Annotated in this window: 23 protein-coding genes; 5 read left to right on the top strand and 18 right to left on the bottom strand. The window is 40.6% G+C overall.

From position 1 onward, the window contains the following. Positions 1-236: 236 nt before the first annotated feature. The 16 genes from VK159_RS20755 to VK159_RS20680 form a co-directional block, all read right to left on the bottom strand. On the bottom strand, positions 237-1,103 hold the full coding sequence (locus tag VK159_RS20755; protein WP_324232089.1) for a hypothetical protein: 867 nt from the start codon (positions 1,101-1,103) through the stop codon (positions 237-239). Positions 1,104-1,210: 107 nt separating this feature from the next. Next, complete coding sequence (locus tag VK159_RS20750; protein ID WP_324232088.1) at positions 1,211-1,927, bottom strand: SDR family NAD(P)-dependent oxidoreductase; 717 nt, start codon at positions 1,925-1,927, stop codon at positions 1,211-1,213. Between the two features lie 7 nt (positions 1,928-1,934). Next, positions 1,935-2,849 carry a DMT family transporter gene (locus tag VK159_RS20745; RefSeq protein WP_324232087.1) on the bottom strand — a complete coding sequence of 305 codons (915 nt, stop codon included), beginning with the start codon at positions 2,847-2,849 and terminating at the stop codon, positions 1,935-1,937. 76 nt (positions 2,850-2,925) lie between these two features. Beyond that, on the bottom strand, positions 2,926-4,107 hold the full coding sequence (locus VK159_RS20740) for an MFS transporter (protein ID WP_324232086.1): 1,182 nt from the start codon (positions 4,105-4,107) through the stop codon (positions 2,926-2,928). 115 nt (positions 4,108-4,222) lie between these two features. Next, positions 4,223-5,524 carry a radical SAM protein gene (locus tag VK159_RS20735; RefSeq protein WP_324232085.1) on the bottom strand — a complete coding sequence of 434 codons (1,302 nt, stop codon included), beginning with the start codon at positions 5,522-5,524 and terminating at the stop codon, positions 4,223-4,225. 59 nt (positions 5,525-5,583) lie between these two features. Next, a complete protein-coding gene (locus VK159_RS20730; protein WP_324232084.1) occupies positions 5,584-6,180 on the bottom strand; it encodes a hypothetical protein in 597 nt (198 codons plus the stop codon). Positions 6,181-6,301: 121 nt separating this feature from the next. After that, the gene (locus VK159_RS20725) at positions 6,302-7,207 is read right to left on the bottom strand and encodes a DUF5777 family beta-barrel protein (RefSeq protein ID WP_324232083.1); all 906 of its coding nucleotides are present in this window, start codon (positions 7,205-7,207) and stop codon (positions 6,302-6,304) included. Positions 7,208-7,228: 21 nt separating this feature from the next. Further along, entirely contained in the window at positions 7,229-7,792 is a 564-nt protein-coding gene (locus VK159_RS20720) for a YceI family protein (protein ID WP_324232082.1), read from the bottom strand. 25 nt (positions 7,793-7,817) lie between these two features. Then, positions 7,818-8,273 (bottom strand): OB-fold protein, encoded by a 456-nt coding sequence (locus tag VK159_RS20715; protein ID WP_324232081.1) that lies wholly within the window; start codon positions 8,271-8,273, stop codon positions 7,818-7,820. Positions 8,274-8,283: 10 nt separating this feature from the next. Beyond that, complete coding sequence (locus tag VK159_RS20710; protein ID WP_324232080.1) at positions 8,284-8,643, bottom strand: hypothetical protein; 360 nt, start codon at positions 8,641-8,643, stop codon at positions 8,284-8,286. A 10-nt stretch (positions 8,644-8,653) separates the two neighbouring features. Beyond that, on the bottom strand, positions 8,654-9,367 hold the full coding sequence (locus VK159_RS20705; RefSeq protein WP_324232079.1) for a c-type cytochrome domain-containing protein: 714 nt from the start codon (positions 9,365-9,367) through the stop codon (positions 8,654-8,656). Between the two features lie 284 nt (positions 9,368-9,651). Then, positions 9,652-10,779, bottom strand: coding sequence for an efflux RND transporter periplasmic adaptor subunit (locus VK159_RS20700; protein WP_324232078.1), 1,128 nt, complete (start codon positions 10,777-10,779; stop codon positions 9,652-9,654). A gap of 10 nt (positions 10,780-10,789) precedes the next feature. After that, positions 10,790-15,136: a CusA/CzcA family heavy metal efflux RND transporter gene (locus VK159_RS20695; RefSeq protein WP_324232077.1), complete on the bottom strand. Its 4,347-nt coding sequence runs from the start codon at positions 15,134-15,136 to the stop codon at positions 10,790-10,792. A gap of 85 nt (positions 15,137-15,221) precedes the next feature. Beyond that, on the bottom strand, positions 15,222-15,608 hold the full coding sequence (locus VK159_RS20690) for a hypothetical protein (RefSeq protein ID WP_324232076.1): 387 nt from the start codon (positions 15,606-15,608) through the stop codon (positions 15,222-15,224). A gap of 59 nt (positions 15,609-15,667) precedes the next feature. Then, positions 15,668-16,279 (bottom strand): hypothetical protein, encoded by a 612-nt coding sequence (locus VK159_RS20685; protein ID WP_324232075.1) that lies wholly within the window; start codon positions 16,277-16,279, stop codon positions 15,668-15,670. A 710-nt stretch (positions 16,280-16,989) separates the two neighbouring features. Then, entirely contained in the window at positions 16,990-18,036 is a 1,047-nt protein-coding gene (locus VK159_RS20680) for an agmatinase family protein (RefSeq protein WP_324232074.1), read from the bottom strand. Between the two features lie 280 nt (positions 18,037-18,316). Here VK159_RS20680 and VK159_RS20675 point away from each other — a divergent pair, with 280 nt between their 5' ends. The 5 genes from VK159_RS20675 to VK159_RS20655 all read left to right on the top strand — a co-directional run bounded on the left by VK159_RS20675 (position 18,317) and on the right by VK159_RS20655 (position 24,218). After that, entirely contained in the window at positions 18,317-18,724 is a 408-nt protein-coding gene (locus VK159_RS20675) for a cytochrome c maturation protein CcmE (RefSeq protein WP_324232073.1), read from the top strand. Between the two features lie 56 nt (positions 18,725-18,780). Further along, complete coding sequence (ccsA, locus tag VK159_RS20670) at positions 18,781-21,249, top strand: cytochrome c biogenesis protein CcsA (protein ID WP_324232072.1); 2,469 nt, start codon at positions 18,781-18,783, stop codon at positions 21,247-21,249. 225 nt (positions 21,250-21,474) lie between these two features. After that, the gene (locus VK159_RS20665; protein WP_324232071.1) at positions 21,475-22,194 is read left to right on the top strand and encodes a DUF4294 domain-containing protein; all 720 of its coding nucleotides are present in this window, start codon (positions 21,475-21,477) and stop codon (positions 22,192-22,194) included. 95 nt (positions 22,195-22,289) lie between these two features. After that, the gene (gene bshB1, locus VK159_RS20660; protein WP_324232070.1) at positions 22,290-23,024 is read left to right on the top strand and encodes a bacillithiol biosynthesis deacetylase BshB1; all 735 of its coding nucleotides are present in this window, start codon (positions 22,290-22,292) and stop codon (positions 23,022-23,024) included. A gap of 102 nt (positions 23,025-23,126) precedes the next feature. Further along, positions 23,127-24,218: an acyl-CoA desaturase gene (locus VK159_RS20655; protein WP_324232069.1), complete on the top strand. Its 1,092-nt coding sequence runs from the start codon at positions 23,127-23,129 to the stop codon at positions 24,216-24,218. Here VK159_RS20655 and VK159_RS20650 read toward each other — a convergent pair. Together VK159_RS20650 and VK159_RS20645 are read right to left on the bottom strand one after the other, a co-directional pair. Continuing rightward, entirely contained in the window at positions 24,196-24,783 is a 588-nt protein-coding gene (locus tag VK159_RS20650) for a methyltransferase domain-containing protein (protein ID WP_324232068.1), read from the bottom strand. The two genes, VK159_RS20655 and VK159_RS20650, sit on opposite strands and share 23 nt — an antisense overlap. A 21-nt stretch (positions 24,784-24,804) precedes the next feature. Continuing rightward, positions 24,805-25,347 (bottom strand): caspase family protein (locus tag VK159_RS20645; RefSeq protein WP_324232067.1); only part of this gene is annotated, 543 nt, incomplete at its 5' end.

The following is a 25,347-nucleotide window of genomic DNA, read 5'->3' as shown; positions in this document are numbered from 1 at the left end:
TGACGCATCATTTGATGTTAAAAGATGAGTTAAGCGAAGAACAAAATTAATTTATTTCGACTTCACTAAAACGTATATGGCATAACCAACCCCACAAGCTTGTATTAACATGCCAACCGTTAATGCAGCGTCAGCAAAAGCGAGGTGTAATATTTTGGCCCATGAACCAAATAAAGTAATAATAAATCCGCAAAGGAAAAGAAGCAAAGGGAGCCTGAAAAGTTTCAACATAGAGTTTAATCGTTCACTTTAAAATTGAACTGTACAGTAACAGTAGACTCTTGTCCACTTTTATCAAACTGAATATTACGCAGGTACTCAATAATTGCATTTGCATATGCCTGGCTAACCGAAGTTGAACGTGGCCCGATGCGAACAAATGTACCACGACCTTCAGGCGATACTTTGATCACTGCATAGATGGTTGCTTTTTCAAGATCGCCAGCGAACGAATAATATTTAATGATCTTACGGTTGCCACTGGTTACTCTTGGTCCGCCACCAGAACCTGTGCCGCCATTACCATTGTAATTATCGCTGTTGGGGTTGCCACCAGCTTTCCCCTGATCACCTGTGCCACCTGCAATACCCTGGTTGCGGCTGTTGTTGTAGGTATCAGAATTATTTCCACCAGTACCTGTGCCACCACCATAAACTGCTTTTGGTTTAGGAGGTGCCGGTTTGGGATTTACAACTGTTGTTGTTGCAGGTTTTGTTGTTGCAACAGGAGGATTTTCTTTTGGAACAACCTTAGCCGGCTTGGTTACTTTAGCCGGTTTATTTACTTCAGGAGCATCTTCGTCATCACGCTCACTCAATTCTTTTTCTGTTTCATCAACTGCTGCTGCAATTTGTTGTTGAGGAGGTGTGGTTGTTGTTTCAGGAATTGCTTCAGGAGCAGGTTCATCGGGAATCAATGGTTGCACATCGCCAAAACCAATATCACTATTACCAAGATTAACCTCAATGCCTTCTTCAACGGCCGGAGGTGTTGGCCCCGTCATGGCAATGGTGATCACAAAAAACAAAACCAGCAACACCGCATGCACCACAAAGGTGATGGCTGCTGCTTTATAATTTTTCTGTGTGTCTGCTGATTGCATGGTTGAAGTTTGATTCATCGAATTTAGCTCTTTTATCCTTAACGATGGAAAACCATGCCACATTGCATAATGGCTGTGAAGCTTTTAAGAAAATGTTAGCAGTTGAATCAGCCAAGTTTTTTATAGAACGAAAAAGGTAACCATTTTAACACCCAGGCTGCAATTTTCCAGCGTTTGGTGATCTGTACCCGTCGTTTTTTCTTTTCGATGGCATCGATCATTTGAGTGGTTGCTTTCTCAAGCGGTGCCATCCAGAATAATTTATTGCCTTTGGCCATATCAGTGAGAACAAAGCCGGGTTGAATATCTGTCATGTAGATCGGCAATTTCATTCGATAAGCTTTAATGCTTAACGCTTCCATGTAATTACTCATGTACGCTTTGCTGGCGCCATAGGCCGGCGCCCAGCTGTTACCACGATAAGCTGAAATAGATGAAATGGCGGCAATTTGTCCATGCCCTTGCTTTACAAAATAGTTGAAGGCATAATTAGTTGTTTCTGCAAAACCATTTACGTTAATGAGGGTTGTTTTTTTATCCATTGCCCAATTCAATTCTTTGCTTGCTTCACCATATCCGCTGTTGTAAATAAACAGATCCATGCCTTGCAATTGCTCAATTAGTTGTTCAAGATGAACTATGTTTTCATTGCCTGTTACATCAAATGTTGACGTGAAAGTTTGTTGCGGGTATTGCTGTTTTATTTCATCCAGTAGGTGTGAACGTCTGCCGGTAATCCCAACTAAGTGCCCGGCTTTCAGATACCGGATTGCAAGTGCTTTGCCAATACCGGATGTTGCACCTATGATGATAATTTTTTTCATCAACCAGTTATTTTCGTTTCAACAGTACACTATTATCGACGGCAAGTCCTGCAACGATCAACAGGAAACTGATAATGTGAATATAACTTATTTTCTCAGCAAGAATAATGACCGCTTCAATACTGCTGAAGATGGGAATTAAGTTGCCAAATAAAGCCGTTCTGCCTGCACCTAATTCCTTGATCGATCTGTTCCACATTAAGAAAGAGATTACTGATGTTCCTAAACCGAGATAAAGAATCACCGACCCCGTTTGCCAGGTCCATTGCACATGTTTTACATATGAAGCTTCAATAAAAAAGGCAGGAATTAATAAAGCGGTTCCGATGCAAAACACAAAAAACAAAAATCCTATTGCTGAGATTTCTTTCGGCTTTTTGCGTGCAAGAATATTATAAATAGCAAAGCTTAATGCACCGAGTAAAACCCAGCCATCACCTTTGGTAAATTGCAGATGCAGCAGGTTCTCAAAGCTCCCTTTACTTAGCAGGAACAGGATACCCGCAACGCATAACACAATGCCAACGATGCGTCTCCATTGAATATGTTCTTTCAAAAAGTAATGCGCCAATATGATGGACATGATGGGAGAGGAGGTAGTACCGATCAACGCCAGGTTGATGGCTGTTGAACTATGTCCGGCGATATAAACAAAAGTGTTGAAGAGGCTGATGCCAGTTAAGCCCGTCCAGAAAAAATAAGCTTTGTTTTGTTTTACGATCTGCCACGACGGTTTGATATGTTTCCATGCAATTGGCAACAGAAGAATGCAGGCGGTAAGCCAACGAAAAAAAGCCAGGGTAACGGGAGGAATATCATTGATAATTGCACGTGCAACAATAAAATTGCCACTCCAGATAATGGTGGCAACAACGGCAAGAACAATACCCAATACAACGTGGTTTTGGCTGGCTGGCTTCATCGGGCAAATATACCGGCCCCGATGAGTAAACATTGGTTCCGGAAAACTTATTTCATATGAAAAATAAATCAATTGTTTAATTGAAGGTCTTCTGTTTCAGCAATGGTCTTAGTTTCCATAATCCAAACAAAGGGCCTGGTGCAAGTATCAACAATACATAAGGCGATTGAATGAATTGCTCGAACAAACGGTTCAATACATACACACTTACTACCGTAATGGAAAATCCAATACAGGTAACGATGGTTAAGGCTGAACCTTTATTCTCAGCAACGGCTGTTTGTGCAACAATGGATGAAAATTGCGGTGAATCAGCTACCACCGCAAATCCCCAAATCAATAAGAAGAAAAGAAATAAAAACGGTGGCATTGCAAAACTGAAGATGGATAACACGCAACAGCAAAACGAAACTAACATGCCTGCATAGGCCACTTTTGCACTTCCTTGTTTGAGTGTGATATAACCACCGGCCACACAACCCACTGCACCCGCAGCAATAATAATGAACGACCAGAGCGGCACATTCAATGCAGCGGCATTTTGTTTTGCATAAAGACCAAGGATCACAGGAACGAATGCCCAGAACGCATACAACTCCCACATATGACCAAAATAGCCGAATGATGCTGCACGGAAGTTGGGAAAACGAAAACTGTTTTTAAAAGCATCAAACGAATAGCTGCTGCCTTTTTTATAAAACGGTCCACGTGGTACAAACAGGAAAATAATCAGTCCACCTGTTGCTGCAACGGATGAAGTAACCATCAACACATGTTTCCAGTTGTAATCCCACCCCGCTTGTTTTAATAAATGTGGAAATGCAGTGCCCATCACCAATGCTCCAACCAAATACCCCAATGCTTTGCCCAATCCTTTTTCGTACCACTCGGCTGCTATCTTCATACCAACCGGATAAATGCCGGCAAGGAAAAATCCCACAAAGAACCTCGAGATCACCAGCAATAAAAAATCCTGTTGTGGTAACAGGATGAGCAGGTTGGCAGATGCTGCCAGCAACGATGAAATAAAAAACACAACTGCTGGTTTAAACCGATCTGCAATAGCTGTGATGGCATATAAAAAAGTACCGGTGATAAAACCAATAAGTACCGATGATGTAACAATCGCTAACCCGTCTTGCTGTAATTGAAATGATTTGCTGATCTCTGTAAGAATAGCGTTGCCGCTGAACCATAGCGATGTGCCTGCAAATTGCGACAGCACAATGAGTGGCAAGATATGGTTGGGGCGTTGCATGAACAAAACATGAACTTACGGAATGTTAACTGAAAAATAAAGGTTGCCAACTTTTTAAAAATTGGCAACCTTGTAATCAAAGTGGTCAGACGGTTTTCAACCGTGCCGACCATGTTTACCAATGTGCAAAATCAACTTCGTAATTTCCTTTGATACGTTCAATCGGCGGATTGAAATAGCCATGCTTCAAATCAGGGAACTCTTCTTTGATTAATTCAATAAACTGTTTTACACCGAGGATTTCACTTGTTTCAGTAATGCCAAGTTTGCCGAGATACCAATCAGGGTCAATATTGAAATTGCGCCACTGGATCATTTTCAACCCCGTTTCTTTAATGAGCTTTCTTAGTGCTTCATATTCTTCCACGCAATCTGTGATACCTGGGAATACAAAATAGTTGATGCTCGTCCAGCCGCCATAGCTGTTCATTACTTTTAAGCTCTCAACGATATCTTCAAATTGATAATTATTTGGGCGATAGTAAGCTTCATACACATGCTTGCGTGCACTGTTGGTACTTACACGAATAGAATTCAAACCAGCTTCACACAAAACTTTTACTGCATCAGGTTTTGAACCATTCGTATTAATATTGATGCTTCCTTTCTGTGTATGCTTGCGCATTTCAATAATGGCATCACGCATGGTTTCCCACATCAACAATGGTTCGCCTTCACATCCCTGTCCAAAAGAAACAATAGGATAGGGCGCAGTTTCCAGGTGCGGAACAGTGAACTCAACAATTTCTTCCGGAGTAGGTTTAAATGTTAAACGATCCTGCGGACTTTGAATATGTTCTTCCTGCGGTTGAAATGAAATACAACCAATACAATTGGCATTACAAGCTGGTGAAACAGGGATTGGACATTCCCAACGGCTCATCGCAAAATTTCTTGCTGCCGGACAGTTATACGTATTGCAGCAATTCTCCATCAGGTGTTTCACCAAACGGTTGTGCGGATATGTTTTGATGAGATGCTCAGCACCTGTTTCAATTTTCTCATCATTATAACCGGCACATTCCTGGCGAATGTCCTGTTCAATGCGAATTGCTGGTACATAAAATTTATCATCATGCCAGCCAACGGCTGTATAACAGAAAAGCGGGAGCGTATCAGCACCGGGCTCACATTCAAAAGCAGCAATGAATAAACTGGTATGTGCAGGAGGAATAAATGCAGCTACGGCCCAACCTTTTTCACATAAACGCATTTCACCTGTCTTAACATCAATGCCAATGCCTTTGCGGTCGGGTAATTCGTAGAGATTGCCACCATCGGGCAGTTCCATCCAGTTATCAAGATCGATTGGAAAAGCATCCCACGCTTCACGACCCACTGCGTAAAGTGAAGTGTCTTCAAAAATATTTCCGTTCCCGTCGGAGTAAAGTAAATAAGGAGAATGTTGTAGGGCCATTGCCAGTAGTTAATTGTTAGTGGCGAGTAGAAGGAACAACACTCGCCATTCACCACTTACTACTCGCTTTTTAAATAATGAGAGCAAAATTCGTGAATTTGTTCCAGTTCGTCGAAAGCAATTGCTTTTTGGAACTCAAAACGAAGGGTTTTATTTCGGGTTGTGTGTATGGTAATGCTGTGGGGCAGGGCTTCGAGCTGCTGAATTTGTTCCCAATCCAGTTCTTTATCCTTCGGGAAATTGGAGATAGTGACGCCCAAATGATGCACTGCAACCCGTTCGCTGTTGATGGTCTTGCGTTCGCAATGAAATACATAATAGTACATGCCGGTAGCCAGCGTCATTAACACAGCCGTGATCCAGGCTTGGTCGAGTCCCGCCAGAATAGCTAAACCGCCAAATACCACTACTTCAATAAGACGGAACATGGCATTAAGCCGGGTTGATTCTTCGGCAAAACCACGCATAAATGCCAGCGCAATTACATCGATGCCAATGATGATTTCACAGAAAGCGGTAATTCGGTTGTCCATCCTTATTTCATAAATGGCCGCTGCAATAAAGACGGTGCCGGCAAGAAAATGCAGAATGGGGCTGATTTTTTTCAGATTACTGTAAGCAGGATGCACAATTGAAACGGAAAGTGGTGATGCCATAGCAGTAGGTTTTGATGTGAGATGCCGTTCATAAAAAAATCCACACAAACGGTGCGGATTTTTTTATAAAGCCGGAAAAATAATCTGTTTTAGTTTTCTTAAAAAATTACGGCTTGTTCTTTCAGCTATCTGTTTTTTGTTTCTTTTTCAACTGAAACACTCTCGATAAATTAAAACCGAACCTGATCTCACCCTTGCCCCAACGTGTTGTTGTTTCATTGATAAAGGCCCGTTCATTCATGCCGGTGGCATTGGAAAAGTGAAGCTGGAACACGTGGCCGCCGGTTTCAATATCAACTCCTATTGACAAAGGGTGATAATTAACAGCCTGCTCAATACCATTAAACAAATGGAAATAATCACCTGTGAGTGCAATACGTTTCGTCAATTTCAACCGTGCACCTGCACCGAGTGCAAATACATCGTTCGGTTGTGTATGCAGTACAACAAGATTTGTATGAACCATTGTTGGCGTTAATTGCAGCGTAAAACGTTCAGAGAATTTTCTTCCAAGTATCAGTTGATAATAATAGGCGAGGCGGGAAGAAAAATAATTGTTGATCGTAGGATCGGCCCATGGAGAGGTATTCATGGTTATGCCTGCTGCAATGGCAATTGTCATTGGAAAACTGTTATTTCCTGTTGATTGCATAACAGGTGCATATTTGAAATAACCATCAAGTTCTTTTTTGAATGTACTCCTTCCCACACCGATCATAAGATTTCGATATAAGCCAAAATCAAATCCCATACGCATACTGGCCTGGTCTAAACCAAAGAAATTTTTATAACCCTGATCAAGCTGACCGAAGCGATGCAGTATGCGGAAGTCCATGGTTCCGGGAGAAAGAAATTCCATCGAGTGGCCATTGATAACTCTTGTTGATTTAAAGGCAGATTTAATATAGGTATTACTTGTGCTTCCTGAATCAACAAGACTTAAAAGATCTTCGGTTTCCTGCGCTTTTACTTTGAAAGAAAAAAGCAGAATCAGTAATGCGGCTGCGAAATGTATTTTCTTTTTCATGCTGATTTTGGAATGAAGTGTTTATTTAGCAGGTAGCGGATCAAGCAAACAATTCACAACGATCTTTGCAGATTTAGAAACTTTATCAGCAACTAAACCCGGTATGGCTATTTTATAATCTGCAAGCTGAACAGTAAAGACAGATGTTGCAGCGATCTTACCATTTTTAACAACAAGTTTTCCATTTGCTTCAACATCTTTTGTAATTCCATGCATGGTTAATTTTCCTTTTACAGAAACAGGATACTCTCCGTTTGTAGCATAGCTGATGCTGCTGTTGTTGCTGATCTGTCCTTTGAATTCTGATTTGGGGAATTGATCGCTTTCAATATAGTTTTCATTGAAGTGTTCCTGCATTAATGCCCGTTCAAATTCAAACCCTTTCATGGTAACGGAGAATTGCAGATTACCGGTTTTGGTATCAAGCACACATAAAGTGCTTTTATGAATGCCTTCAACCTGTTCTGGAGAGCCGGGAGAAGTAGCATCGAAATTGATCTTACCGGTTTTTGTAAAATATTTGTCCTGTGCAGAAACTGTTCCTGCGAACAATAAAATAATCAGTAACCAACTTATCTTTTTCATATCTGCTGATTTAATATTTGGTAGTTTATTTTTGAATGATGATGCACCTGTTCAATAACACATCTGCACCAAGCCCCAGTTCATCTGCATTAAAACCTGTGCAAATACCTTTAACTGTTATGGGAATGTTGATTTGCAGGTTGTTTTTTTCAATCGGAAATAAAGTATCAATGCTGCATCGTACTGATGAGGGAGAAGCACTGTTACCTAATATAACTGTAATATATCCTCTGTCATCCACATCAATTGTTTTCAACAGCCCATCAACCTGCAGCACTTTGCCGGAATATTTTTCTGTTGCTGCTTTTTCATTTTCCGTAAACTCCTGAATCAGTGCATCAGATGTTAGTTCAAATACTGCATCAAGTTTGTCGACATTTTCTGCTTTTCGGTTGTATTCTCTGTAAGCGAAATAAGCAGCAATTGATCCTAGTATAAGAATAAGAAGTAAACTGTTTCTGAAAATCGTTTTCCTTTTCATAGTGACTTTATTAATTAGCAGGTGTTCCTGCATCGATCCATTGTTTAACAATTGCAATTTGGCAGTTAGTCAATTTCGCTGCGCCTTTCGGCATTGCTGAAAAGCCAGCCGTGTGGCTGACGCTTCCATAAAGCTTTCCATTTGTTGCAAGTGCTTTGTCGGCGGCATAAGTGCCCATGATAATACCACCACCGGTTGAAGCATTCAGGTGACAACTGTAACAATGTTGTTGCAGTAACGGCACAACTTTTTGCGAGTACGATGTTGCTGTGGTATCACAAACGCCACTGACAGGATATAAAAGATCTGCAGCATCGTAATAACAGGAGCTGCTCAGGATGATTGAAATATAAATGATGATTCTCTTCATACTGTTTCGTTTAGTTGTTGAGCATACCTGCATCGATCCATTTTCTGATCTGTTTTATTTCACATTCCGGCATTTTCAATCCGCCTTGTGGCATTGGTATATATCCTGAAGACCAGTTTACAGAGCCATAAAGTTTGCCATTTGTGCCTGCGGCCTTGATTGCTGTATAAGTTGACAGATCAATTCCTCCACCCAGTAATGCAGGGTTATGACAGCCCTGGCATTTGTTTTGAATTAAAGGTTTGATCGCCGTACTGAATTTATAATCAGTTGTATCACATCTGTCGCAGGCGTTGTTTTTTGCACCTTGGTTGATCCATGTGCGGAGTTTTGCTACCTGTTCAGTTGTCCATACGGGCATTGGAGGAGGGGGCATGCGTTCATTATCTGTTTTAATGATCGTTTTGTAAATCTTGCTTTCTGATGCATTTCCGGCAACAATATAATTTTTGATATTGTTGTAAGTTGACAGATCGATCCCTTCTTTATGCGTGATGGCATCGTGGCAACCTGCCATAGCACAAGTGGAGCTGATGAGCGGATAAATATCATTGGCAAAATAAACTGAGTCGTTACTGCAAACACGACCAACGGTGCCGGGTATACCAGAAACGCCACCGGGATTACCATTGTCGGGCGGCACCGGAATTTGATGCTTACATGCATTTAAGAGTAGAATAAAGAACGCAACAATACTACTCCCAAAGAGCATTGTTTTTTTCATGTGCTATTTGGTTTATAGTTACCGTAATAAAATTTCAATTACCAGGCAGCAAACTGCATTGGCATTGACTTTAAACAGAAATAGAAATTGGTGGGGAGTGTTTCAATCCTTAATACGCAGGTACACATTTTTTATTGTACACGGTATGTTTAGATTTTTATAAAGGTACAAAATATATAAAGGAAATAAACCAATGTGACTTATGTCACATTAGTTTGTCTGTCATCATCAGCAGCACGCAAATCATTTTCAATTTGCATGCTGCTGTTAAATAATTCGTTTACTTAATCTTCTGTTTTATTCTTCAGGCTCATCAATAAGGTATAAGCTCCTTTACCCACTACTTGTTTTTGCTGAAAGCTTTCTGTGTTCAGAATTTCAGTGAAACCGTTTGCTGTAACGCCCGGTTGTATTTCCAGAAGCTCAAATGTTTTATCTGTTTTTTTAACGAAGATGTATTGTTTGTTTTCAAAACGTACCACCGCTTCTTCCGGTAAAACCCATGCTGCCGTATTCTTTACTTCAATGTCAGCATTCATGTAAGTACCGGGGATGAGTGTTTTATCATAGTCATCAAAATGGCAATGCACTTCTGTGCTGCGGTCGGGCCCCAGGTCTTTTCCAATTAAGATGATATCACCATGATGTTTGATGCCCGGATCATTATTGGTATAAGATACAAGTTTCTGCCCGATAAAAAGTTTATTCACATCCTTTTCAAATACGGTCAATGCAAGATGTATATCAGTTGGGTTGATCAATTCAAATAAAACATCAGTAGGTGCAACATACTTGCCGATGTTCACATTTACTTTCGATACATATCCATCAATAGGGGACTGCAGTTGAATACTGCGGGTGATCGTTTGCTCTGTAAGTTGATTGGTGTTGATGCCGGCCAGTTTCAGTTTTTCTCCCAATGCACTGATAAGTATTTTCTGACTTCTGAATTCTGCTTCGGCCTGTTGATATACTTTATCGCTGCTGGCTTTGCTTTCGTTCAGCTCTTTTTGACGCAGGTATTCAGCCTCCGTAAAACCGATCCTTGCTTTAGCGGTCAAGTAATCCTGTTGCAGTTGAATGTATTGTTGATCTTCAATAATAGCGATCACTTCACCTTTCTTTAAATGCATACCCGGCAACAACTTTGTTGATTTCAGATAACCACCTAACGGCACACTGATGGAAACAATATTTTGTGGCGGCACATCAATGCGCCCGTTGAGTTTTAAAATAGAAGAGACAGAACGCTGTTGCACCTGCACCAGTTCAAGCGCTGCATTTTTTAGTTGCGCATCGGTGAGTGTGACGCTTGTTTCTTCTATTGCCGCAGTTTCTGTTCCTTCCGTTTTATTTTTATTGCTGCAGGCAAACAACAACAGTAGTGATATAGACAGGATTGAATGTTTCATGATCGTTCGTTTATTGGTTGTTGTAATAGTTGAGTTGAATAATGCTTTCGTTGAGATGGCGCACTGCATCAACATAATCATTCTTTACAGCTGTGGCCTGATTCACCAGCATAAACCACTCGAGGTAATTGATTAAACCGCTGCTGAATTGTTTGTTTGCAGTTTCAATGATAAGGGAAGCATTTTTCAATCCCGTGTTTTCAAAATAAGTGACAGTTTCGTTATGCTGTTTATACAATGTAAGCGTTTTCTGATAATTGCTTGAAAGTGTTTGCAGGCTGATGGCTGTTTGATTAGCAGCAATCTGCTTACTGAACTGCGCACTGTTGATCTTTGCTTTTTGTGCTCTGGCAAAAACAGGAATGCCAACTCCTAATTGTACCGATTGAAAACGTTTTGCACTACTGTAATATTTATCATCGGCACCAATGCCTTTAATGCTTGTACTGAATACCCCAAGTGAAAGTTCAGGTAACAGTTTCGATTGTTCTGCTTTTATAGTTGCATCGGCGATACGTTCCTGCTGTTGTGCAAGTATGATCGATGGATGCGAACTGAATTCGGCAATTGCTAACTGAATGGGCATCTTTAATGTTTGCACCGCAGGTATAAAAGCAGTAGTTGTATTGAGCAGTATCTGAAATTGTAATTGCAATACAGCTTTATCGTGTTGCAGTTGTTTACGTTGGATATTAATTTGCCCGAGCTGTGTTTCTGTAGTTGCTTTTTCAAGGATATTACTTTCGCCTTTTTGTAAACGCAGTTCAGTTCGTTTGTAAAAATCGTTGAACAAACTATCAGCATACAGCAACAGTTTTTCTTTTTCCTGCAGCCATGCAAGCTGATAAAAAACTGATTGTACCTGTTGCTTCAGCTCTTTTTCTTTTACGGCTGTCGAAAGCGAACTGTTTTTCCATTCCTCCCTTAACAATTCTTTTTGTGTGCTGTACACTTTGGGAAAACTAAAGCTTTGTGATAATCCAAATCTTGTATCGGTGTAAATGCTGTTGAATTGTCCAGCTTCAGCATGAACAGTTGTTTGCGGTACAACCGAAGCGGATGGTATGAGTAACTGTTTGTATTGTGCAACTAATTGCTCATTCTTCAACAGTAAATTATTTTTTACTGCGGTATCAATTGCTGCCTGCAGGCTGATAGGCGTTTGTGCAGTTGCTGTTCCCTGTAAGCAGAACAGCAATAACAAAATACTTAGCGGCAGGCCGTTCTTTTTCTTTTTCATCTTGATTCCTTTTTCAAAAATGATATAAAGCACAGGTAATACAAATAAGGTGAGGAAGGTGGCAATGATCAAACCTCCAATTACAACAGTTGCCAATGGCCGTTGCACTTCTGCACCTGCACCATTGCTCAATGCCATTGGTAAAAAGCCAAGCGATGCAACGGATGCAGTCATCAACACCGGACGTAAACGGATCTTGGTGCCCATTAGAACTATCCGTCGAACATCATGCAACCCTTCTTTTTGCAGTCGATTAAATTCTGCGATCAGCACTATGCCATTCAAAACAGCCACACCAAACAATGCAATAAAACCAATACCTGCACTTATGCTGAACGGCATACCACGCATCGCAAGAAATAGAATGCCGCCGATTGCAGATAATGGAATAGCTGAGTAAATGAGTAAGCCTTGCTTTACAGAACCAAAAGCAAAATAGAGTAATACGAAAATGAGCAGCAGCGAAACTGGTACAGCGATCATCAACCGCTGTTTTGCTTCATTCAGATTTTCAAATGCACCACCGTAGGTTACATAATAACCTGCAGGCAGTTTTAGTTGCTGCTCCGTTTTTTTCTGTAACTCGTTCACAATGCTTTGCACATCACGACCACGAACGTTGAAGCCAACAACAATCCGTCGTTTGGCATCTTCACGTTGGATCTGATTTGGACCTTCTTTAATTTCTACATTCGCCAGTTGATACAACGGGATCTGTGAACCGGATGGAGTAGGGATGAGTAATTGCTGAATATCTTTTACGTCTTTTTTCTGACCGCCTTTTAAACGCACCACAATATCAAAACGCTTTTCACCTTCAAATAACATGCCTGCACTTTGTCCGGCAAGTGCAGTATTAACAACCTTATTTATATCTGCAATACTTAAATTATACTGTGCAATAGCTGCACGGTTGTATTGAATAATGATCTGCGGTAAACCATTCACAGTTTCTACATACAAACTCTTTGCTCCTTCAACAGTGTTAATGATCTTGCCGAGTTTTTGTGCATAGTGCGCCAACGAATCAAGGTCTTCACCAAAAATTTTACACACTACATCCTGTCTTGCGCCGGTCATCAATTCATTAAAACGCATTTGCACAGGATATTGAAAACCTGTTGTAATGCCGGGCACATCCTTCAATGCTTCACCCATTTTTTCAGCCAGTTCATCAAAGGTTTTTGCTGATGTCCATTCTTCTTTGTCTTTTAAGATCACCATCAGGTCACTTGCTTCCATGGGCATCGGATCGGTAGGTACTTCGCCACTGCCAATCTTGGTAACAATTTTCTCCACTTCAGGAAATCTTGTTTTGAGAATATGGGCTGCTTTCTGTGTGTAGTCAATCGTTGTTTGCAAATTACTTCCTGTCAACACTCGTGTATCAACAGCAAAATCGCCTTCCTCTAAAGCGGGAATAAATTCACCGCCAAGTGAACGAAGTATCAGGATTGAAGATGCAAACAATAATAGCGCTGCTGCAATAACAGTCTTTGGAAAGTTGAGCACTTTATCCAATGCAGATTGATAGATGCGTTCCAGCCAGATCATAAATTTATCTGACAGGTTTTGTTTGTGATGAATTTTCTTACTGAGGAACAATGCACTCATCATGGGAATATATGTAAGCGAAAGAATAAATGCACCCAGCAATGCAAACGCAACTGTTTGCGCCATTGGTTTGAACATTTTTCCTTCAATACCCTGCAACGTGAAGATGGGGAGATAAACGACGAGGATGATGATCTGTCCAAACACAGCACTATTCATCATCTTACTGGCACTTTGATTTACTTCAGCATCCATTTGTTCACCAGTTAAACGATAAGTGCTGTTGAACTTTTTACTATGACTTAGTTGATGCATCACCGCTTCAACAATGATCACGGCGCCATCTACAATCAATCCAAAATCAAGCGCCCCCAAACTCATCAGGTTACCACTCACGCCAAACATATTCATCATGATAATGGCAAACAACATCGCTAGTGGAATAACTGATGCTACTAAAATACCTGCTCTGAAATTTCCAAGAAACAACACAAGTACAAATACAACAATCAATGCACCTTCCAGCAAATTAGTTTTCACAGTACCTATTGCATGGCCTACCATTTTTGTGCGGTCGAGAAATGCTTCAATCTTAACACCTTCGGGCAATGTTTTTTGTATTTGTTCAATACGGTCTTTTACATTCCTGATCACCTCGCTGCTGTTGGCACCTTTCAACATCATTACAACTGCACCCGCCACTTCGCCTTCATCATTAAAGGTCATGGCACCATAACGTGTGGCATGGCCAATTTTCACTTCTGCAACATCACGGATAAATAAAGGGGCACCGCTGTTTGTGCGTTTGATGGAGATGTTACCTATATCCTCCTGGCTTCCGGCAAGACCTTCACTTCGTATATACAGCACCGTTGCACCTTTTTCAATATAAGCGCCACCGGTGTTCTGGTTATTTTTTTCGAGTGCAGTAAATACATCACTGATAGTGATACCATACGAGAATAGTTTTGCCGGATCAATTTCAATGCTGTACTGTTTTAATTTTCCGCCAAAGCTGCTTACTTCAGCAACACCCTGCACACCTAACAACTGACGACGAACGATCCAATCCTGGATTGTGCGTAATTCCGTTGCATCGTATTTATTCTCGTAACCTTTTTCAGGACGAACAACGTATTGATAGATCTCACCAAGTCCCGTTGTTACCGGCGCAAGTTCAGGTGTGCCGATCTCTTTCGGAATAATATCTTTTACTTTTTGCAAACGTTCGGCTACCTGTTGGCGTGCCCAATACACATCGGTTTTATCATCAAACACAATTGTTACAAGTGATAAACCAAAACGGGAGAAACTCCTGATCTCCACTAAGCCGGGAATATTATTGTTTACCTGCTCAATAGGAAAAGTGATGAGCCGTTCAATATCTGTTGCTCCATACGAAGGCGCAACAGTAATTACCTGCACCTGGTTATCGGTAATATCCGGAACAGCATCAATGGGCAGTCTTGTAATTTCATAACTGCCATAACCAATAAGACCAATGATGAGTAACCCGATAATAAGTTTGTTTTTTACGGAAAACCGTATAATGGCATTCAGCATTACCTGTTTTGTTTAGATCATAAGTAATACAGCAATAACTTCCTTTCAATGAAAGAAAAGCTTACTGAAAAAAAATTGATATTGCTTAACAGGCTTTGGGCGGTTGCCAGATAGAAGATCGAAATGTTGAGCTGATAAAACTTTCGTTGCTGATAGCATGTGCTACAGGCAAAGCGATCTCAACTTTAGGTATCAATAAATAAAAAGGAGTAGGTTCAAATACACTCAATACAGCACCGGTATATCCGCCTTGTGATTTGAATGGCAATTGCTGATCCTTACTGTAATCGAGATCAATAATATCCTCATCATTATAATGCATGGCGAGGAACTGAAGCAGGCCGAGGTTCTTGTTTTGTTCTTTATGTTCGGTGTAGTGTTGAATGAGCAAAGGAAACTTCAACAGCTGCCGTAGTTCTGTTGAGGATATGAGATAAGCTCCGAGAAATAATATGCAGATCGCTTTTTTCAACAAAGCAAAGATATTTTAAAATACCTGTAAGTTGGTTATAGATAAAATGCAACTACGTTTCAAGGGTTCTTGCTTTTTGTAAACCTTTCTCTGCAAAACGCATTCATCTCGTCCATTTGTAGTTCGCTGAGCACGGCACCGGTTTCATATTGTATAAATTGGTTCTGAACAGTGTTGATAGATACAAAATCATTCTTTACGATCATGTTATCGATATTCTTCCACTCGATCAATCGTTGTTTGAGATTATCAGGTGTGTGCACCCCTTTTTCATCAATAATTACATGGCAGGTTGAAAAGATCTTTCGCTCGGTAAAGAAGAGGAACAACAGACCGCCACCGGCAAAGAACTGCAGAACAGCTCTCATACCTTCGTTCAACTGCAGGAAATGCCAGGCCGCATAAAAGAGAACGGCAGCACCAATTAAACGAAAAATGCCATTACTTCTTGATTGATCAGCTATCCATTTTTTTCCAACAAACGCATACAGAATAATGAGCAACGCCGCTGCAATTTGTATCACAACAAAAAACAAACCCGGAGTAGGGGTTTTGAATTCGCCCCATGCATTGGCAATCATCAGGAAACCAGCCAGTAAATGTAAAAGACGGGCTGCTTTTTTTTGTTTTTCAAATGGTTCAAAGAAAATGGGAATACGATATGTGTTCATGGCAAGTTAAAGATACAGCATAATGAAAATATGCTGCTATGACGCAGGTGTGTTACCCTTCAAACAGTAATCATCAACCGAAGTTGAAGGGTTCTTCGATAGCCATATCTGAATCTTCTATAGTTTACTGGGTAGTAGCGAAAGCAACACGAGAGATAAAGCTCAGCTACTTTGCTTCTTGTGACAACTCATACCATACGCAGTTGTTTCTGACCAAGCAAGAAATACTACAGGCTTTTAGGTTTTGCACAATTCTGTATCGAGGATGTGAAAAACTGGAAAATATTACCAATATCATATTTTATACTACAAAATGGTATCAGATTTTGCTGTTCTTTTGTGTCATAGGTGTTTTTCATAGGTTAGCAACGGCCGACTCTTTTCAGGGACGGCCTATTTTTTTGCCCATACATCTCTCACATGGTCTTTTCATTCTTTCGTTTTAGTTATTGACTTCCTTAACCGCTACGGTTTTGTCATTTTTTTTCTGACATAATTTAAAATGTCTTTTTCAACCACACGGTGAATTGTTTTTTATTCTATATTGCACGTAGGTGTTTTTCATAGGTTAGCAACGGCCGACTCTTTTCAGGGTTGGCTTTCTTTTTTTAAGTGGATACCCAATAAGGTTCTGATTTTCTCCTTACACATGTTAGCATAAAAAAGAGGCTCATGAAAAATGAACCTCTTATTGATTTGTTATAATCAGCTTAATTAGGATTACATGCCAGCAGCATATTGCTGAGTTTGTACAGCACACGGGCTCCAACATTCTCATCCCATTCATTTGAGCTTACACCCACTTCATTCAAATCAAAACCGATAAGTTTACGACCACTGGTAATGATCTTGCGGAATAAATAGAAAGCCTGTTCTGTTTCGAGGCCACCCATTACCGGAGTGCCGGTATGTGGGCAAAGTTTGGGATCAAGTCCATCAGCATCAAAGCTTATATATACATTGGCTGGCAGGTGTTCAATAATTTCATCAACCACCTGTTTCCAGGTTTGTCCTTCATACATACGCTCTTTTAAGTCCCTGTCGAAATAAGGAACAATGCGGGCGTTGCTTTCGCAAACGATCTTCCATTCATTGTCGCCGAAATCACGAACGCCCACCTGTACTAATTTCTTGATCTGGGGAATTTCTTTCAATGCATTGTACATAATGGAAGCATGGGAGTAAACAAAGCCCTCATATGATTCACGCAGGTCAAAATGCGCATCGATCTGCAGAATACCAAAATCGCCATACTTTTCAGCAATGGCTTTATAGTAACCGAGGGGAGTGCTGTGGTCGCCGCCAAGCAACGCAACCAGTTTCCCTTTATCAAGCAAAGCTTTTGTTTGCTCATACACCCAGTTATTCAGAAACACACTACCGGCGTTTACTTCCTTGAGTGTTTTGCACATGAACTTGTTATCGTTCACATTTTCACCTTGTGAGATATAATTGATATATAGTTCCGCTTCTTTACGGAGATAATCGCTTTTAAGGAGAATGGCCCTGTCAACATCACGCATGTAAATTCCACGTCGCCATGCATCATTGGTATCATTGTCGAGCAGGTCAACTTGCAAACTTGCACGGAAAATATGTTCCGGAGCACGGGCTGTGCCTGCTTTGTAACTTACGGTTACTTCCCAGGGAACAGGCAGTATGATCAAATCTGCATCTTCTTCTGAAAATGGGAGCCCGAAAATATTATTATTGGGATTACCTGCGCTGTTGGGGTCAAACCCCGATAGATCGGCCATGTGGTTACAATTTGGAAAAACTTCGCAAAGGTAATAGACATTATAACAACAGGAAAGAGTTGCATGGAAAGTTTTGCACAAAAAAGAAAGTTGTGAAGGAAGGGTATTAAACTGATTGTTGTGGAATGGAATCGAAAAAATAGTTGCAGTTGACTCAACTGTCTCAACAGTTGCTGCAAGGATTTATGCCATCTATCCAATTATCTGTGTTTTATGCTTATCATCACAAAAAGCGACTTGTTTTTGGTCTAACTTTGCGGCTGCAATAAAAAAGCATCGAATGAAGACCTCACATATCCTTATTTTAATCGTGATTGCTGTAGCTATAGGCATACTTATCAGCAGCATGGGCGACCTTTCAACTTACGATACCATTGATTCTGCAAAGGCCAAGCCCGGTAAGTTCTTACACCTCATTGCCAAGCTTGACACAGCCAATGGCAAAGAGATCGAGTACGATGCACTTAAAAATCCGAATTATCTTGCTTTTCATGTGGTTGATTCTTTGGGCGGATCTACCAAAGTTGTTTACATGAAGGGCAAACCGCCAACAGATATGGAACGTAGCGAACGTATGGTGCTGAAAGGAAAGATGACAGACAGCGCTTTTTTATGTGATGATATTCTTATTAAATGCCCCAGCAAGTACAAAGACGAAAAAGCGAAGATCAGTACTGTTGCTAAGTGATAAAATTGAGATAACTCCACGTTGCGAAATAGTTTTTTTGAACCAATTACCGAACCATGCCATTTATAGGTGAACAGTTATTGCCCGGACAGATCGGAAATTTTTTAGCTATTCTTTCATTTGTCGCCTCATTATTGGCAACCGTTGCTTACTTCAAAGCAACACAATCACAAATACCATCTGAACAACAGAGCTGGAAACGGATTGCCCGTGTGTCGTTTCTTGCAGAGATCATCGCCATTATCGGCATTTTTGCAGTTCTCTATTTTATTATATCTAATCATCGGTTCGAATACAAATATGCATGGCAGCATAGCAACTATCAGTTACCCATGCAATACATTCTTGCCTGTTTCTGGGAAGGACAGGAGGGTAGCTTCCTGCTCTGGAGTTTCTGGCATTGTGTGTTAGGTGGCATTATCATGTTGCGTGAAAAGAAATGGGAAGCGCCGGTAATGGTTACCATTAGCTTTATGCAGTTTGCATTGGCAACCATGGTGATAGGTATTTACTTCTTCGATTTTAAACTAGGTAGTAATCCCTTTGTGTTGATGCGTGACCAAGGCATGTTAAGCCCTGAACAATTCCCGATCGGGTTTGATTCAGAAGGTCATTTACGCAGCGATTACCTGAGCTTTATCCGTGATGGAAATGGATTGAATCCTTTGTTACAGAACTATTGGATGACGATTCACCCTCCGGTTCTCTTCCTCGGTTTTGCCAGCACGATTGTACCGTTTGCATTTGCAGTTGCCGGGCTTTGGAAAAAAGATTTTGGCGGCTGGGTGCTGCCCGCCCGTCCATGGGCCATCTTTAGTGCAGGTATTCTTGGGCTGGGTATTATGATGGGAGCTGCATGGGCTTACGAAAGTTTAACCTTTGGTGGCTACTGGGCCTGGGATCCTGTAGAAAATGCATCGCTGGTGCCTTGGTTAATCGCCATTTGTGGTATCCATACGTTGATCGCTTATAAACACACCGGTCATTCTTTACGAGCTACCTTCTTATTTTTTATACTGCAGTTCCTGTTCATCATCTATTCCACCTTCTTAACCCGTAGCGGAATTTTAGGCGATACAAGTGTACATGCCTTTACTGATCTTGGTATGAATACGCAACTGCTGATATTCCTGTTGATCTTTGTGATTCCATCGTTGTCATTGTTTGCAGTTCGTTACAAACAAATTCCAACAGTTTATAAAGAGGAAGCGTTCAGCTCAAGAGAGTTCTGGTTGTTTGTTGGTTCGTTGTTGTTCTTTATCTCAGCGCTCTTTATCATCGGTAAAACATCTTTACCTGTATTCAATAAGATATTCGGCACCAAGTATGCGCCTGCGCAGGATATTGAGTACTCCTATAACAAAGTGCTCATCCTGTTCTCATTCGTCATTGCGATCCTTACTGCCATCGGCCAATATTTAAAATACAAGCAAACGGCAGGATCTGCATTTATCAAATCGATCTGGCTCCCTGCTTTAATTGCATTGATCGCTTCGTTAAGCATCAGCATTTTTGGTGATATTAATTATAACAAATACGGCATCGGTTATCTCACGGTAATCCATTTCAGCATTTTCGCTGCTGTGTTTGGCGTTATTGCCAATGGTATGTACATCTTTACCGGCATTAAAGGGAAGATGATCAAAGCCGGTGCATCTATTGCACACGTTGGATTTGGGTTGACCTTGCTGGGAATACTTATCTCTTCATCAAAGAAAGAAGTGATCAGCTGGAATACCAGTGGTATTATGGTGAATTTCGGCGAAGAGAGTAAAGAAAACCCTGCTGAGAACTTAACGCTGGTAAAAGGTATTGCAACAGATATGGGTAAGTACATGGTGACTTATCTCGGCGATTCAACGCATCCATCCGATCCCAAACAATATTTCAAAATTCATTTCAAGTATAAGAATAAAGACGAAGGCTTTACTTTATATCCTGATGCATTCGTGAACTTTAAAGGCAACGAAGGCATCATGGCAAATCCTGACAGCAAACACTATCTACATAAAGATGTGTTTACCTATATCACCTCATTGCCCAACCCCGATAAAAATAAAGACACGTCTTCGTTTAAAGAACATAAGATCAAACCAGGCGATACTGTCTTTTATTCACAAGGATTTTTAGTATTGGATAATGTTGGTCGTGATATTAAACGCAAGCATATTCCTTACGAACCAACTGATTCAGTTTTTGCGGCATCAATCACGGTTTATGCAAAAGACAGCAGCCGTTACAGTGCTGAACCATTATTGATCCTGCGTGGCAACAATATTATGCCTGTGGCTGATACAGTTATTTCGCAAAGTCTCGTATTGGCATTTAGTGGAGCTGAAGCTGATGGTATTAAACTTGGGGTGAAAGAAAGTAACTCTGTATTGCAATATGTAACGCTCAAAGCTTACCAGTTCCCGGCCATTAATGTGCTGTGGTTTGGTATTTTGTTGATGACCTTTGGCTTTTTGCTGGCAAGCTGGAACCATATTCAGAAAAACAGGAAGGCTGAACTGAAATCTGTTTGATAGAGTCACTGATGACGCAGATAAGACGGGTTAAAACGGATTTCTTTTGTGATTTCTGTGTTCCCGTGGAGAATAATAGTGCGGTAACAAACAGATGAGCGTTTTCGCTTTTAGCCAGAAGCGAAAAGCCATCAGCCTTTTTAAGAAAATCTTCACAAGGCAGCATCGGTTACATTCTTCCTGTCTGTTGTATAAACAGGAGAGATTCCTTAATTTACATGGTCGATGAATAGCCGCAAGCGAATATCATATCTATCTGTACTCTTTTTATGCTTCCTCCTGAGCAGCGGCTCTCTTTTTGCGCAGGAAGTATTACCACCGCATCCCGATTCAACTTCTCCCAAACAAATTATTAAAACAGAATATGGCGTAAATGATACCATTTATGTAAAGGCCATGGTCATCAATGGCGAGATCATTGGTGGCAGGGAAATAAGTGAAGTGTTTGTATGGGGTGGTAATCCTAAAGAAGCCGCAAAGTATTGGGCCAACTGGACAAGATTAAGAAATGCTGTTTATCTCACCTATCCTTATGCACGCTCAGCAGGTGTGGTGATGAATGATGTAAATAAGCATCTTGAAAACATTAAAGTAAAATCCGACCGGAAGAAATACATCAAGTCGAGAGAAAAAGAATTGCGTTCAAGCTTTACCGATAAGGTGACCGATCTATCTATTTACCAGGGCAAGGTGTTAATGAAACTGATCAACCGCCAGACAGGTAATAACTGTTACGAAATTGTACATGAAATGAAAGGCGGTTTTACAGCAGGTTTTTACCAGACACTGATGTTCTTTGCCGGCACCAGTTTAAAACAGGGCTGGAATCCAACCGATGATAAATTTGATAAACAGATCGAAGATATTGTGCTGGAAATTGACAGGATGTATTATGGTGCGCCGGGATATACTACAACAACTGCTAAAACTTCAGCAGGCAGATAGACATTATGTTATCCACATAACAGATTGTTAACTGCATTTCATCTTCATGTACTTGTCGCCATATTTCCTACTTTCACAGTCCAAAATTTTATTAGATGAAATTAGATATACTCGCATTTGGTGTTCACCCCGATGATGTTGAATTAAGTTGTGCAGGAACATTGATGGTAGAAATTAACAACGGTAAAAAAGTTGGCGTGATCGATCTTACACGTGGTGAGCTTGGTACCAGAGGTACAGCAGAAACAAGAAAAGAAGAAGCGGCAATTGCAGCAAAGATCATGGGTGTACATGTAAGAGAAAACCTGGGCATGCGTGATGGTTTTTTCCAAAATGATGAAGCCCATCAACTGCAGATCATTCAAAAGATCCGTCAGTATCAACCGGAAATTGTTATTTGCAATGCATTGGTCGATCGTCATCCTGATCATGGCCGTTCATCAAAACTGGTGTCTGATGCAAGTTTTTTATCCGGTCTTCGCAAAATAGAAACAAGTTTTAATGGTGAAGCACAACAGGCATGGCGACCAAAGTATGTGTTTCATTATATCCAGGATCGTTATGCAGAACCTGATTTTATTTTCGACATCAGTTCGGTATTTGATCGTAAAGTTGAAAGCATCAAAGCATACGGTACACAGTTTCACAATCCTAATCCCGGTGCTGATGAACCACAGACCTATATATCCACGCCGGCTTATTTTGAAACAATCATCAGCCGACATAAGATGTTTGGTAAACGTATTGGTGTTGAGTACGGCGAAGGGTTTATTACAGAGAAACGCATAGGTATCAACACGTTCGATGCATTAATTCAGGTGAGCACCTAATGCTTGTTTGTAGATGTTACTGTTAATCCTATGTCATTCTTCAACAGTTTAGAGGTTAAAAGGACGAGAATCGTTACCTTCGTGCAATTATTTTTTTGTACAATGAGCACTCCTAAATTTGCCGTTAAGGCACAATCCTTCCACACAGAACTAAAGAGAAGGGTAAATTCTTACTTCGAAGAACAACGAAAAAAGCCAACAGGAAATTTCAGCCTCTATTTCAAAGCAATCGGTTTTGGTGTTGCGTTGATCGCTGTTTATGTTCACCTTGTTTTCTTTACACCGGTTTGGTGGCTTGGTGTAGCTGAATCAATTGTTTTAGGTGGATTGATCGCAGCAATTGGTTTTAATGTAATGCACGATGGAGCACACGGAAGTTTCAGCACGAACAAGGTTGTAAATATGATGGCTGCTTTTTCATTGAATATGTTAGGTGGCAGCAGCTTTATGTGGAATTTCAAACACAACATTATTCATCATGCTTATACCAATATTGATGGGGTTGATGATGATATCGATATTCAGCCGTGGTTGCGTATGAGCAGCACACAGAAAAAATACAAACTGCATAAATACCAGCATTACTATTTCTGGTTCTTATATGCGTTGCTTTACATCCTTTGGATATTTGTAATGGACTACCAAAAATATTTCAGCAAAAAGATCGGTAACATGCCATTGAAGAAAATGGAAGTGAAAGATCATGTTGTATTCTGGTCGTTCAAATTAGTTCACCTGATCATTTTTGTTGGTATACCAATTTATTTTGCTGGGTTTGTTCCCTGGTTGGTTGGTTTCCTTGTAACTACTTTGTTTGCAGGTGTGGTGATCAGTATTGTGTTTCAGTTGGCACATACTGTTGAGCATACACATTTCCCAATGCCAAGTGAAGAAGATGGTCGTTTGCAGGATGAGTGGGCTATTCACCAGTTGAAAACCACCGCAAATTTTGCTACAAGAAATAAATTGATCTCTATGCTGGTGGGTGGATTGAATTTCCAGGTTGAGCATCACCTGTTTCCAAAAATTTCGCATGTACATTATCCGGCTATCAGCCGCATCATTAAACAAACCTGCCAGGAATTTAATGTGGAGTACATAGAATATCCCAAGATGCGTATGGCTATTGCATCGCACGTGGCTTACTTACGTGAAATGGGAAGAGGTGAGGTTAAACATTACCATCAGCACTAAAAAATAATTCAGAGCCTTTACGTGGCGGAATGGAGTTGTAACACAGCTCCATTTTTTTTATGTGTAAACGTTTGCTGAAGAGCTGTTCGTATTCTTCTTTGCTGCCACCAAAAGGAGGTCCACCTTCAAATTCTTTGTTGAATAAAACACCAACCAGTACGCCACCGGGTTTCAACAGTTGATGCATATGTTCTACATACCTGTTGCGGAATGAAGGATCGAGTGCGCAGAAGAAGGTTTGCTCAAGAATAAGATCATACTGTCCTTCGTGTTCAAAAAAGTCACCTGTGACAATCTTGATGGGCTGTCCTTTAAATCTTTCTTCTAATGCAGCAGTAAGAACAGGTGAAATATCCAACACAGTTACATTGGTAAAACCATGTTGCAATAACCACTGAGCCTCATACGCATTCCCACACCCTGGGATGAGGATAGAAATGCTTTTATCTTTTAGTGATTGCAGGTATTCAACAAGAGGAGTGGAGCCATAGCCAATATCCCAACCTGTTTGCTGTTGTTGATAACGGTTACTCCAGTAATCTGCATCGAGTATTGTCTCACTCATGAAAACATTCTTTCGAAAAAGTTACTGCATTTTAAAATAGAAAATGTCGTAGAAGTTTGTATTCAGCCAGGGTTTTTGTTTACCACTTGATTTTTCTCTCACTTCACGACCGGTTAATTTAAACACATTCTCCAGTTGCATGTTGGGTGATGCAATGTATTTGATCAACGAACCGGTGTACAATCCATTGGTGCCGGCAACACCATCACTTGCTACGGAGCCGGGATCTGTTGCAAAAGAAATAACGGTATTATCAGGAGGTGTAATAGAAGCTAATCCTTCATTTGCATCATCTTCACCAAACGAACCACGATCAAATGGATTGTTGCGGCAGGCATCAAGAATAACAATGTTCAATTTTGTTGCTGCATTTTCCATCCTGTTCAATACCCAGTTAATATTCGGACAATCTTCTTTGATATCTGCTTTTGTCTGCAACCTGAAATCGACAGGGATGATATAATTAAAATTATCTACCTGCATACCATGTCCGGAGTAATAAAATAATGCCACATCTGCTCCAATGATCTTTGCACCAAAATCACGGATGGCTGTTTTCATTTG

Origin of the sequence: Lacibacter sp., assembly GCF_035299325.1 — a bacterium.
GTDB lineage: Bacteria > Bacteroidota > Bacteroidia > Chitinophagales > Chitinophagaceae > Lacibacter.
This window is presented reverse-complemented; position numbering and strand designations above follow the sequence as displayed.